At 67.0% G+C, this 12,364-nt stretch carries 10 protein-coding genes; 6 read left to right on the top strand and 4 right to left on the bottom strand.

The features are described from left to right. Positions 1–73: 73 nt before the first annotated feature. The 4 genes from FBX97_RS26210 to FBX97_RS26195 all read right to left on the bottom strand — a co-directional run bounded on the left by FBX97_RS26210 (position 74) and on the right by FBX97_RS26195 (position 3,518). Positions 74–637, bottom strand: a complete 564-nt coding sequence (locus FBX97_RS26210) for a hypothetical protein (protein ID WP_141838321.1) — start codon at positions 635–637, stop codon at positions 74–76. Between the two features lie 174 nt (positions 638–811). After that, on the bottom strand, positions 812–1,378 hold the full coding sequence (locus FBX97_RS26205; RefSeq protein WP_141838319.1) for a GNAT family N-acetyltransferase: 567 nt from the start codon (positions 1,376–1,378) through the stop codon (positions 812–814). After that, the gene (locus FBX97_RS26200; RefSeq protein ID WP_141838317.1) at positions 1,366–2,022 is read right to left on the bottom strand and encodes a TetR/AcrR family transcriptional regulator; all 657 of its coding nucleotides are present in this window, start codon (positions 2,020–2,022) and stop codon (positions 1,366–1,368) included. The genes FBX97_RS26205 and FBX97_RS26200 overlap by 13 nt, the downstream gene beginning before the upstream one ends. Before the next feature lie 14 nt (positions 2,023–2,036). After that, on the bottom strand, positions 2,037–3,518 hold the full coding sequence (locus FBX97_RS26195) for a PLP-dependent aminotransferase family protein (protein ID WP_141838315.1): 1,482 nt from the start codon (positions 3,516–3,518) through the stop codon (positions 2,037–2,039). Positions 3,519–3,699: 181 nt separating this feature from the next. Between FBX97_RS26195 and FBX97_RS26190 the strand changes: the two genes are divergently transcribed. The 6 genes from FBX97_RS26190 to hydA all read left to right on the top strand — a co-directional run bounded on the left by FBX97_RS26190 (position 3,700) and on the right by hydA (position 12,313). Further along, positions 3,700–5,016 (top strand): aspartate aminotransferase family protein, encoded by a 1,317-nt coding sequence (locus tag FBX97_RS26190; RefSeq protein ID WP_141838313.1) that lies wholly within the window; start codon positions 3,700–3,702, stop codon positions 5,014–5,016. Between the two features lie 8 nt (positions 5,017–5,024). Beyond that, positions 5,025–6,518 (top strand): CoA-acylating methylmalonate-semialdehyde dehydrogenase, encoded by a 1,494-nt coding sequence (locus FBX97_RS26185; protein WP_141838959.1) that lies wholly within the window; start codon positions 5,025–5,027, stop codon positions 6,516–6,518. 17 nt (positions 6,519–6,535) lie between these two features. Continuing rightward, on the top strand, positions 6,536–7,924 hold the full coding sequence (locus tag FBX97_RS26180) for an NAD(P)-dependent oxidoreductase (RefSeq protein ID WP_141838311.1): 1,389 nt from the start codon (positions 6,536–6,538) through the stop codon (positions 7,922–7,924). Continuing rightward, complete coding sequence (preA, locus tag FBX97_RS26175) at positions 7,924–9,207, top strand: NAD-dependent dihydropyrimidine dehydrogenase subunit PreA (protein WP_221631885.1); 1,284 nt, start codon at positions 7,924–7,926, stop codon at positions 9,205–9,207. The genes FBX97_RS26180 and preA overlap by 1 nt, the downstream gene beginning before the upstream one ends. 121 nt (positions 9,208–9,328) lie before the next feature. Continuing rightward, positions 9,329–10,828 (top strand): NCS1 family nucleobase:cation symporter-1, encoded by a 1,500-nt coding sequence (locus FBX97_RS26170; RefSeq protein ID WP_141838307.1) that lies wholly within the window; start codon positions 9,329–9,331, stop codon positions 10,826–10,828. 33 nt (positions 10,829–10,861) lie between these two features. Continuing rightward, a complete protein-coding gene (gene hydA / locus FBX97_RS26165) occupies positions 10,862–12,313 on the top strand; it encodes a dihydropyrimidinase (RefSeq protein ID WP_141838304.1) in 1,452 nt (483 codons plus the stop codon). Positions 12,314–12,364: the final 51 nt, after the last annotated feature.

Raw genomic sequence — 12,364 nt, 5'->3', positions numbered from 1 at the left:
AAGCAGAACGGGCAAACACCAGGTCGTCCCCGCTTTCGCGGGGACGACGTGTCTTACGCTTTCGTGCTGACGATTAGCGCTGCACGCCGCTGCTGCTCATGCCGCCGGTAGCGGTACCGGTGCCGGTCGCCGAACCGCCGACCACGCCGCCGTTGGTGCCGACGCCGGTGCCGTTCGGCAGCGTGGTGCGCTGCGAGCTGCTGCGGCTGGTGCCGGTGGCACTGCTGCCCTTATGCAGGGTCGAACCGGACGACATCGAGCCGGTGCCGTTGTTCAGCGAGCTGCCCGAGGACATCGAACCCGTGGCGCTCGAACCCAGGCTGCCCGATTGCTGGGCCGAGCCGGTGTTCGGCAGCGCCGACGGCGTGCTCGTGGTGCCCGGTACCGGGGTAGTGGCGCTGCTGCCGGTCGCCTGGCCGGCCATGCCGCCGGCGGATGGCGTCAGGCCGATCGTGCCGGTCTGCGCGCCGCCCACGCCGGTGCCCATCGAGGTGCTGCCCATCGACGAAGAACCCAGGGACGCGTTGCCGGCGGCCGAACCGGTTGCGGCGCCGCTCTGGCCGGCCGAGGTGGTCTGGGCGAAAGCGAGAGTGGACACGGCGGCAAGCATGGCGGCGGTAATGATTTGTTTACGCATGATATTCTCCTTGGTCTTGCTATTCTGAAATGGGCCACATCGCCGCCAACGCGGCGGCAATGGGCGTCGTGTTGATTCAGAATAGCGGCCTCACGTGTCGAAGTCATCGGACCGCCGGACGTGTGCCAGTGAGAGTCATCCTACGCCAGCAATACCTGGTTACAAAAGATACACTCAGCTTTCAAGGGATTGCGCATCCCAGTAGCGCCGCAACAGCCCGTAATTCACGGTATCGGCCATTTCGCCATGCACGATCCAGCGCTCCGGCATATAGCCTTCCTTCCTGAAGCCGAGCTTTTCCAGCACCCGCATCGACCCGGCGTTCTGCGGATCGACGTCGGCTTCGATCCGGTTCAGGTCGAGCTCGCGGAAGCCGTAGCCGATCAGCGCGCGCAGGGCTTCGGAGGCATAGCCTTGTCCCCAGTGGAGGCTGCCCAGGGCGTAGCCCATCTCGCAGCGGCGGTTCTGCTCGAAGAAGTGGTGCAGCGTGGCGTTGCCGATCAATTCGCCGCTGGCGGCCAGCACGATGCCGAAGCGCAGCCCGCTGCCGTCGGCATAGTTGGCCAGGGTGTCGGCGATGCCCTTGACGGCCTGTTCGCGCTCGGTCCATGGGGAACCGCTCCAGTAGCGCGTCACTTCCGGATCGGAGAACACGGCGAAATGGGCGTCGGTATCGCCTTCGTCCAGCCAGCGCAGCAGCAGGCGTTCGGTCTTCAGGACGGTCGGGGTCAGCTGGGGCACGGTTGCTCCTGAGGTTGGTTGAGGCCGACGGCCGCCAGCACCATGGTGGTGATGAGCTCGGCGCCATCGTCGAAATCCTGCTGCTTCAGGGCGTCGCGGTCGAGCACCAGCGCCATCTGGGCCGAGAAGTCGGCATACGATTGCGTCATGGCCCAGACCGCGAACAGTAGGTGTGTCGCGTTCACCGGCGCGATTTTCCCTTCGCCGATCCAGCGCTCGAACACGGCGATGTCGGCGCGCAGCAGCGGCACCACGCGGCGCCGGATCTGCTCGCCGTACAGCTTGGCGCCGCCGATCACTTCCAGCGCATACACGCGCGAGGCCAGCGGCTGCTCGCGCGAGAAGCGCAGCTTGGCCGCCACATAGGCGCGCAGGACGCCGCCCGGGTCCTTGTCGCCGTCGGCCAGGCTGGCCATGCGCGCCAGCCAGTCGTCCAGCACGTTGTCGAGCACGCGCTGGTAGAGCGCCTGCTTGGTCGGGAAGTAGTACATCAGGTTCTGCTTGGACAGGCCGGCGCGCTCGGCCACGGTGGCGATCGAGGTGCCCTCGAAACCGCATTCGGCGAACAGGCGCACGGCTTCGAGCAGGATCGTTCTTTCCACCTTGTCGCGGTTGAGCAGGCGCGGGCTGGCGCTGGTGTGCATGGGGCTTTTCTCCTTCAAGACTGCGACCGCAGGAAATCGAGCAGCAGTGGTTCGGCGGCGTAGGCGACGTTGAAGCGGAACCAGGCCTGGCCGGGCTGAGTCAGGCTGAAGAACTCGCCCGGGGCCAGCAGGATGCCGGCGCGCAGCGCTTTCTCGGCGATGGCACGCCCGCTGCACCGTGCGCCCGGCAGCCCGGCGCTGACGAACAGCCCGCCACGCGGACGCGCCAGCGGCACCAGGCCGGCCTCCTGCAGCCGCTCCAGCGCCCGTTCGCGCGCACCGTCCAGCTGCAGCACCAGGCGCTCGACCAGCTTGCGGTAGGCGCGGCTGCTGATGGCGTCGAGCACGGCGCGCTCGTTGATCTCGGACGTGGTCAGCCCGGCCAGCATTTTTACGCGCACCAGCTCCGGGATGAGGGAGCCGGACGCGCAGATCGAGCCCACCCGCAGCACCGGCGACAGGGTTTTCGAAAAACTGCCGATGCGGATCACGCGCCGCAACCCGTCCATCGCCGCCAGAGAAGCGTCGCCGCGCGCCGCCAGTTCGCGGTAGATGTCGTCCTCGACCAGCCAGAAATCGAATTGCTCGGCCAGGCCCAGCAGGCGGTGCGCCTGCGCCTGCGACAGCGAGGTGCCGAGCGGATTCTGCAGCACGGTGTTGACGAACATAAGCTTCGGTTGCGTTGCCGCCGCCTGCCTGGCCAGCGCTTCCATGTCGAGGCCGTTCGGCCCACGCGGGATGCCGACCGCGACGCAGCCGTGGTGGCGCACCAGCGCCAGCAGGTTGCTGTAGCCGGGATCCTCGACGAACACGACGTCGCCGGGGCGGGTGAGGGTGCGTAATATCAGGTCGAAGGCGTGGGTGGCGCCGTGGGTCAGCAGGACCTGCTCGGGCTCGAGCGCGAACAGCTCGTCGGACAGGGTACCGGCCATGTGCTGGCGCAGCGCCGGAAAGCCGAGCGGGTGGCCGTAGCCGCGCAGGCGCCCGGCCGGGATCTTCATCGCGTGGCGTACGGCATCGAGCAGCGTCGATTCGCCGTACCACTCGGGCGGCAGCCAGCCGGCGCCGACCGGCAGCGCATCCGACTGCCCGGAATACAGGTCGGAGGTGAGGGCATCCACGGCCGCCGCACCGGCCGGCACCAGCACCGGTTGCTGCGGCGCATCCGGACCGCCGCGCGCCACGAAAAAGCCGGAACCGCGGCGCGAGGACAGGAGTCCCAGATGCAGCAGGCGGTCGTAGGATTCGACGACCGTGAAGGTGCTGACGCCGTTCGACTTTGCGAATTGTCGAACCGAGGGCATCTTGGTGCCGGCGCGCAGCTCGCGCCGGTTGACCATGTCGGCGATGGCGGCCACGATCTGGTCGACCAGGCTGCCGCGCCGCTGGCGGTCGATGGCGAGGATCGGCCAGTCGGCCTTGCCGCTGTCGCCCGCCGCTGCACCGCCTGCTGCTGCGTCGCCTGTTTTTGCTGCGCCTGCCGTCGTACTGTCCATCGCCACTCCATCGGTGCGAACGGGGTGCGCCCCCCGGCAACTGTACTGGTTATGCTGCCTGTACGGTTGGCCACTTTTCGCCGGTTGTGTATATGTGCCGCCGTGGTACTGCTGACTATTATTGCATCATGATTTTGCCAACTGGTAAATCTTTTTGGCGATAACGGAGAGGGGAGTCGTAATGAACGAGACCAGACCAGAGTCCATGGGGGCTTTCTGGATGCCATTCACCAACAACCGCGACTTCAAGGCCAGCCCGCGCCTGCTGGTCTCGGCCGAGGGGATGTATTACAAGGACGTCGACGGCAACATCATCCTGGACGGCACCGCCGGCCTGTGGTGCGTGCCGCTGGGCCACCGGCAGCCGAAGATCGTCGCCGCGGTCAGCGAAATGGTCGGCCAGCTCGACTTCGCGCCGACCTTCCAGATGGGCCACCCGGCCGCCTTCGACCTGGCCGAACGGCTGATGGAGTACACCAACCACAAGTTCGGCCATGTGTTCTACACCAACTCCGGCTCGGAAGCGGTCGATACCGCGCTCAAGATTGCGCTGGCTTATCACAAGGCGCGCGGCGAGGGTGGACGCACCCGCCTGATCGGCCGCGAGCGCGGCTACCACGGCGTCGGCTTCGGCGGATTGTCGGTGGGCGGCATCGGCCCCAACCGCAAGAGCTTCGGCCCGCTGCTGCCCGGGGTCGACCACCTGCCGCACACGCACAACCTGCTCAAGAACGCATTCTCGCGCGGCGAGCCGGATTTCGGGGTCGAACTGGCGGACGAGCTGGAACGCATCGTCGCGCTGCACGACCCGTCGACCATCGCCGCCGTGATCATCGAGCCGGTGTCGGGCTCCACCGGCGTGCTGGTGCCGCCCAAGGGCTACCTGAAGCGCCTGCGCGAACTCTGCGACAAGTACGGCATCCTGCTGATTTTCGACGAGGTCATCACCGGCTTCGGGCGCCTGACCACGCCGTTCGCGGCCGACTATTTCGATGTCGAGCCGGACATGATGACCACGGCGAAGGGCATCACCAACGGCACCGTGCCGATGGGCGCGGTGTTCTCGAAACAGTTCATCCACGACGCCTTCATGGACGCGCCGGCCGGCATCGAGCTGTTCCACGGCTATACCTATTCCGGCCATCCGCTGGCCTGCGCCGCCGGTTTGGCCACGCTCGAGGTGTTCAAGGAGGAGAAGATCCTGGAGCACGCGGCATCGATGCAGCCGTACTGGGAAGACGCGGTGCACAGCCTGCGTGGCCTGCCGCACGTGATCGACATCCGCACGGTCGGGCTGGTGGCCGGCATCGAGCTGGAATCGATTCCCGGCAAGGTCGGCGCGCGCGCCTATGCCGCGTTCAAGAAGGCCTTCGCCGACGGCGTGCTGATCCGCACGACGGGCGACATCATCGCGCTGTCGCCGCCGCTGGTACTCGAAAAATCGCATATCGACGAGCTGTTCGGCAAGCTGCGCGACGTGCTCAAGAACCTGGACTGAGGATGAACATGGAAACGATCGGGCATTTCATCGACGGACGCGGCGTGGAAGGCGGCAGTGCGCGCTTTGCCGACGTCTACAACCCGGCGCGGGGCGAACCCTGCGCGCGGGTGGCGCTGGCCGATAGTCAGGACGTCAATGCCGCCGTGGCTGCAGCCAATGCGGCATTCCCGGCCTGGGCCGCGACCCCGCCGCTGGCACGCGCCCGCGTGCTCTTCAAGTACCTGCAGCTGTGCCAGCAGCACACCGACGACTTCGCGGCGATGGTGGTGCGCGAACACGGCAAGACCTTCCCCGACGCCCAGGGCGAGGTGGCGCGCGGCATCGAGGTGGTCGAATTCGCGGTCGGCATCCCGCAGATGCTCAAGGGCGAATTCACCGACCAGATCGCGCGCGGCATCGACGCCTGGTCGATGCGCCAGCCGCTCGGCGTGGTGGCCGGCATTACGCCGTTCAACTTCCCGGTGATGGTGCCGATGTGGATGTTCCCGGTGGCCATCGCCTGCGGCAACACCTTCGTCCTGAAACCGTCCGAGCGCGATCCGTCGCCGTCGCTGCTGCATGCGCGCCTGCTGAAGGAAGCCGGGCTGCCGGACGGCGTGTTCAACGTGGTGCAGGGCGATAAAACGGCGGTCGACGCGCTGCTGGACCACCCGGACGTGCAGGCGCTCAGCTTCGTCGGCTCGACGCCGATCGCCGAGTACATCTATGCGCGTGGCACCGCATCCGGCAAGCGCGTGCAGGCCCTGGGCGGCGCCAAGAACCACATGGTCGTCATGCCGGACGCCGACATGGAGATGGCGGTTGATGCGCTGATGGGCGCCGCCTACGGCTCGGCCGGCGAGCGCTGCATGGCGATCTCGGTCGCGGTGGCGGTCGGCGATGCCGGCGACCGGCTGGTGGCAAGCCTGGCCGAGCGCACCGCCGCGCTCAAGATCGGCGACGGCATGACGCCGGGGGCCGAGATGGGGCCGGTGGTCACCGCGGCCGCCAAGAGCCGCATAGAAAAGCTGATCGGCGAAGGCGTGGAGCAGGGCGCCCGGCTCGTCGTCGACGGCCGCGGCCACCGGGTGGCCGGCTGCGAGAACGGCTTCTTTGTCGGCGGCACGCTGTTCGACCACGTGCAGCCGTCGATGAGCATCTACAAGGAAGAGATTTTCGGGCCGGTGCTGTGCGTGGTGCGCCTGCCCGACGTGGGCAGCGCCCTGGAACTGATCAACGCCAACGAATACGGCAACGGCGTCGCCGTCTTCACCCGCGACGGCGGCGTGGCACGCGAATTCGTGCGCCAGGTCCAGGTCGGGATGGTGGGGGTGAACGTGCCGCTGCCGGTGCCGATGGCCTTCAACAGCTTCGGCGGCTGGAAGCGCAGCCTGTTCGGCGACCACCACGCGTACGGACCGGAAGGCGTGCGGTTCTATACGCGGCACAAGGCGGTGATGCAGCGGTGGCCGAATACTGCCAGCAGTGGGGCGGAGTTTGCGTTTCCGCAGATGAAATAAATAGAAAAGGGATGCCCATGATCGAGTCACTCCAGCACCTCCCCCCAGCCACGGCCACCCACGCCACCCTGGCCGACCGCTTCACCGACCTCGCCCCGCCGCTCACCGCGCGCCAGGCCGCCATCGAAAGCGCGCGCTGCCTGTACTGCTATGACGCACCCTGCACGCGCGCCTGCCCGACCGGCATCGACGTCGCCAGCTTCATCCGCAACATCCACGACCAGAACGTGACCGGCGCCGCCATCGGCATCCTGAAGCAGAACATCTTCGGTGGTGCCTGTTCGCGCGTCTGTCCGACCGAGATCCTGTGCGAGGACGCCTGCGTGCGCAACAACGATGCCGAAGGGCAGCCGGTGAAAATCGGCCTGCTGCAGCGCCACGCCATCGACAACGCCCACTTCGACAGCCATCCGTTCCAGCGCGCGCCGGGCACCGGCAAGACGGTGGCCGTGGTCGGCGCCGGTCCGGCCGGGCTGGCCTGTGCGCACCGGCTGGCGATGCTGGGCCACGACGTGGTCGTGTTCGAGGCGCGCGAGAAATCCGGCGGCCTGAACGAATACGGCATCGCCAAGTACAAGCTGCCCGGCGACTTCGCCCAGCGCGAGGTCGACTTCCTGCTGTCGATCGGCGGCATCGAGGTGCGCCACGGGCACATCCTGGGCGTCAACCTGCACCTGCAGGACCTGCATACCCGCTACGACGCGGTCTTCCTCGGCATCGGCCTGGGCGCCAGCCGCCGGCTCGGGCTCACCGGCGAGGATGCGCCCGGCCTGAGCGCCGCGGTCGACTATATATCCACCCTGCGCCAGGCGCAGGACCTGGCCGCGCTGCCGGTGCCACGCCGCGCCATCGTCATCGGTGCCGGCAATACCGCGATCGACATGGCGGTGCAGATCAAGCGCCTCGGCGCGGAAGAGGTCACGCTGGTGTACCGGCGCGGCGTCGAGGCGATGAGCGCGACCGGCCACGAGATCGAGATCGCCAAGCAGAATTTCGTCCACATGCGCACCTGGGCGGCGCCGCTCGAGGTGCTGCTGGACGCGGCCGGCAAGGTGCGCGGCATGCGCTTCGAGGAAACGCGCATGGAGGCCGGGCGCCTGGTCGGAACCGGCGCCATCGTCGAGATCGCGGCCGATGCCGTGTTCAAGGCCATCGGCCAGGGCATGGACGGCGACAGCCTGGACGATCCGCTCGCACGCGAACTGGAACGGGACGCGGGCAGCGACAAGATCCACGTCGATTCCTTTTTCCGCACTGCGCTGCCGGGCGTGTATGCCGGCGGCGACTGCATCGCGCCGGGACAGGACCTGACGGTGCAGGCGGTCCAGCACGGCAAGATGGCGGCGCTGGCCATCCATGGCGACATCCAGTCGATTTCATCCACTTCATTCGCAGCGGGGGCATGATGGCCGACCTGAGCATCGATTTTTGCGGCATCAAATCGCCGAATCCGTTCTGGCTGGCCTCGGCGCCGCCGACCGACAAGGCCTACAACGTGGTGCGCGCCTTCGAGGCCGGCTGGGGCGGCGTGGTGTGGAAGACGCTGGGCGAAGACCCGCCGGCGGTCAACGTCTCGTCGCGCTATTCCGCCCTGCACGGCAAGAACCGCGAAGTCATCGGCTTCAACAACATCGAGCTGATCACCGACCGCAGCCTGGAGATCAACCTGCGCGAGATCACGGCGGTGAAAAAGGCATGGCCGGACCGTGCGATGGTGGTGTCGATGATGCTGCCGTGCGAGGAAGCGCCGTGGCGCGACATCCTGCCGCTGGTGGAAGCCACCGGCGCCGACGGCATCGAACTGAACTTCGGCTGCCCGCACGGCATGCCCGAACGCGGCATGGGCGCGGCCGTGGGCCAGCAGCCGGACCTGATCGAACTCGTCACGCGCTGGTGCAAGATGTACACGAAGCTGCCGGTGATCGTGAAGCTCACGCCCAACATCACCGACGTGCGCGCCCCGGCGCGGGCGGCGCTGGCCGGCGGTGCGGACGCGGTCTCGCTGATCAACACCATCAACTCGATCACCCACCTGGACCTCGACCGCATGGTCGCCTATCCGGTCGTCGGCGGCGCCAGTACCCACGGCGGCTACTGCGGCACGGCGGTCAAGCCGATCGCCCTCAACATGGTGGCCGAGATCGCGCGCGACCCGGTCACGCGCGGCTTGCCGATCTCGGGCATCGGCGGCATCGGCAACTGGCGCGACGCCGCCGAATTCATCGCGCTGGGCGCCGGATCGGTGCAGGTCTGCACCGCGGCGATGCTGCACGGCTTCCGTATCGTCGAGGAGATGAAGGATGGCCTGTCGCGCTGGATGGATTCCAAGGGCTATGAAAACATCGCCGCCTTCTCGCGCAAGGCGGTGCCGAACACGACCGACTGGAAATACCTGGACATGAATTACCAGGTGATCGCCCACATCGACCAGGACAAGTGCATCGGGTGCGGGCGCTGCCACGTGGCCTGCGAAGACACCTCGCACCAGGCGGTGGCGCGGCTGGTGGAGGGAAATGCGCGGCGTTACGAGATCATCGACGCCGAATGCGTGGGTTGCAACCTGTGCGAAATCACCTGTCCGGTCGAGGGCTGCATCACCATGGTGCCGCAGCAGACCGGCAAGCCTTACATGAACTGGACGCAGGATGCACGCAATCCGCGGGCGGAGGTAGCATTGGGCGAGGCGTGAATCGTTGGATGGGTGGTGCCGTTCAGCGTAGCTGGCATCAGTTTTGCTGCTTGAGCAACGATGAACAACGTTGAGCAACGATAATACGCCTATCGAACACTGCAACCGAGGAACCAACCCGATGAACACCGACCCACTCGTCAACAAAGACCTCTGGAACGAAGACCTGGCCCCCACCAGCGTCGCCCAACGCACCTGGCGCTGGTATCACTTTGCCGCCCTGTGGGTCGGCATGGTGATCAGCATTCCCGCTTACATGCTGGCAGCCAGCCTGATCGAAGGCGGCATGTCGGCCTGGCAGGCGGTGTTCACGGTGTTCTTCGCCAACGTGATCGTGTTGCTGCCGATGCTGCTGATCGGTCATGCCGGCACCAAGTACGGCATCCCGTATGCGGTGCTGGCGCGCACCTCGTTCGGCACGCGCGGCGCGCGGCTGCCGGCGCTGATGCGCGCCATCGTCGCCTGCGGCTGGTACGGCATCCAGACCTGGTTCGGCGGCAGCATGATCTACACGCTGATTGGCGTCCTTGTCGGTAGTACAGCGGGCAGCCCGGTCGGCGGCGCCAACCTGCCGGGACTCGGCATCAATCCCGGCCAGCTGGGCTGCTTCCTGGCGTTCTGGGCCATCCAGTTCTATTTCATCGTGCACGGCATGGAATCGATCCGCAAGCTCGAGACCTATACCGCGCCGCTGAAGATCGCGATCTGCTTCCTGCTGCTGTGGTGGGTCTACGACAAGGTCGGCGGCTTCGGCCCGCTGCTGGCCCAGCCCTCGCAATTCGTCGAAGGCGGCCTCAAGGCCGGCCTGTTCTGGAGCGTGTTCTGGCCCTCGCTGACCGCGATGATCGGCTACTGGGCCACGCTGGCGCTGAACATTCCCGACTTCACCCGCTTCGCCAAGAGCCAGCGCGACCAGGTGATCGGCCAGTCGCTCGGCCTGCCGCTGCCGATGGCGTTGCTGGCCGCGCTGGCCGTCACCGTGACCTCGGCCACGATCGTCCTGTACGGCAAGGCGCTGTGGGACCCGGTCGACCTGTCCAGCCGCATGACGGGCATCGCCGTGCTGGTGGCGCTGCTGGTCCTGCTGATCGACACCGCCAGCGTCAACCTGGCCGCCAACATGGTCGGCCCCGCCTACGACTTCTCGGCGCTGTCGCCGGAGCGCATTTCCTACCGCGCGGGCGGCTACCTCACCGCCGGCATCGCGCTGGTCATGATGCCGTGGAAGATCCTCGAGAAGAGCGAGAACTACATCTTCATCTGGCTGACCGGTTATTCGGCGCTGCTGGGGCCGATCGCCGGCATCCTGATCGTCGATTACTACTTCATCCGCAAGACCGATATCGCGGTCGAGCACCTGTACCGCGACGACGGCATCTACGCTTACCGCAATGGCTGGAACATGGCTGCCCTGGCCGCCTTCATCGCCGGCGTGCTGCCGAACATCCCCGGCTTCCTGAACGCAGCCTTCCCGGAGGCCTTCCCGAACGTCGGCGCCGGTTTCAAGACGATGTATACCTATGCCTGGTTCGTCGGCATCGCGATTGCCGCGGTGGTGTACGGCCTGATGATGAAGGGCAGGGCGGTACCGGCCATGCAGCCGGCCCGCTCGCTCGACTAGGAGCACGCTCCAAACCTTGTGAAGGAGAAGTCCATGTCCGTGTTACTCCGTGGCGGTACCGTCGTCAATGCCGACCGCGCCTTCCGCGCCGACGTCCTGTGCGAGGGCGACAAGATCGTCGCCGTCGGCGACAACCTCGAAGCGCCGCCGCATGCCACCGTCATCGACGCCGGCGGCCAGTACGTGATGCCGGGCGGGATCGATACCCACACCCACATGCAGCTGCCCTTCATGGGCACCGTCACCAGCGACGATTTCTACACCGGCACCGCGGCGGCGCTGGCCGGCGGCACCACGACGATCATGGACTTCGTCATCCCGAGTCCGAAACAGCCGCTGATGGAGGCGTTTCACACCTGGCGCGGCTGGGCGCAGAAGTCGGCCGCCGACTACACCTTCCACGTGGCCGTGACCTGGTGGGACGAATCGGTGCATGCCGACATGGGCACGCTGGTGCGCGAGCACGGCGTCAACAGCTTCAAGCACTTCATGGCCTATAAAAACGCGATCATGGCCGACGACGAGACGCTGGTGAACAGCTTCCGCCGCGCGCTCGAGCTGGGCGCGATCCCGACCGTGCATGCCGAGAACGGCGAGCTGGTGTACCAGTTGCAGAAGGAGTTGCTGGCCAAGGGCATCACCGGACCGGAAGCGCATCCGCTGTCGCGTCCGCCGGAAGTCGAGGCCGAGGCGGCCAACCGCGCGATCGCCATCGCCAATGTGCTCGGGACGCCGGTCTACATCGTGCACGTGTCCTGCGCCGAATCGCTGGACGCCATCGCGCGCGCCCGTGCCCGCGGCCAGCGCGTGTACGGCGAAGCGCTGGCCGGCCACCTGGTGATCGACGACAGCGTCTACCGTAGCGAGGACAAGGCCTATGCGCGCGCCTTCGTGATGAGTCCGCCGTTCCGCTCCAGCCACCACCAGGCCGCGCTGTGGCAGGGCCTGCAGGGCGGCAACCTGCACACCACGGCCACCGACCACTGCACCTTCTGCGCGGAGCAGAAGGCGATGGGCGCCGACGACTTCACCCGTATCCCGAACGGCTGCGGCGGGGTCGAGGAGCGTATGGCGGTGGTCTGGGACGCCGGCGTCAACAGCGGCCGCCTGACCCCTTCCGAATTCGTGCGTGTGACCTCGACCAATGCGGCGCAGATCTTCAACATGTATCCGCGCAAGGGCACCGTGGCCGTCGGGGCGGATGCCGACCTCGTGGTGTGGGATCCGCTGGCGATGCGCACCTTGTCCGCCGCGACCCAGCATTCGAAGGGCGGGTTCAACGTGTTCGAGGGCCGCACCGTGCGCGGGGTGCCGACGCATACGCTGGCGGCGGGGAAGGTCGTGTACGCGGATGGAGATCTGCGGGCGGAGCAGGGTGCCGGGCGGTATGTGATGCGGCCGGCGTTCGGGGCGGCTGGTGCGACTGCAAGCGCCACCGCAAGCTCCCCAACAGCCGCAACCGCGAATAGCGCCGCCACCCTCTGAACGTCGCCCCTGCGAAGGCAGGGGGCCAATTTTCACGAGCTGCCGCAACGC

The sequence above is a fragment of the Herbaspirillum sp. SJZ107 genome (genome assembly GCF_006715485.1).
Taxonomy (GTDB): domain Bacteria; phylum Pseudomonadota; class Gammaproteobacteria; order Burkholderiales; family Burkholderiaceae_D; genus Telluria.
Note: the sequence above shows the minus strand (reverse complement) of the source record. Positions and strands in the feature narration are given on the sequence as shown.

Bases quoted from the DNA above. Each gene is read 5' to 3' on its own strand.
- FBX97_RS26185 (WP_141838959.1), top strand. From the start codon at position 5,025: ATGGAAACGATCGGGCATTTCATCGACGGACGCGGCGTGGAAGGCGGC.
- FBX97_RS26180 (WP_141838311.1), top strand. From the start codon at position 6,536: ATGATCGAGTCACTCCAGCACCTCCCCCCAGCCACGGCCACCCACGCC.
- FBX97_RS26200 (WP_141838317.1), bottom strand. From the start codon at position 2,022: ATGCACACCAGCGCCAGCCCGCGCCTGCTCAACCGCGACAAGGTGGAA.
- FBX97_RS26190 (WP_141838313.1), top strand. From the start codon at position 3,700: ATGAACGAGACCAGACCAGAGTCCATGGGGGCTTTCTGGATGCCATTC.
- hydA (WP_141838304.1), top strand. From the start codon at position 10,862: ATGTCCGTGTTACTCCGTGGCGGTACCGTCGTCAATGCCGACCGCGCC.
- preA (WP_221631885.1), top strand. From the start codon at position 7,924: ATGGCCGACCTGAGCATCGATTTTTGCGGCATCAAATCGCCGAATCCG.
- FBX97_RS26210 (WP_141838321.1), bottom strand. From the start codon at position 637: ATGCGTAAACAAATCATTACCGCCGCCATGCTTGCCGCCGTGTCCACT.
- FBX97_RS26195 (WP_141838315.1), bottom strand. From the start codon at position 3,518: ATGGACAGTACGACGGCAGGCGCAGCAAAAACAGGCGACGCAGCAGCA.
- FBX97_RS26170 (WP_141838307.1), top strand. From the start codon at position 9,329: ATGAACACCGACCCACTCGTCAACAAAGACCTCTGGAACGAAGACCTG.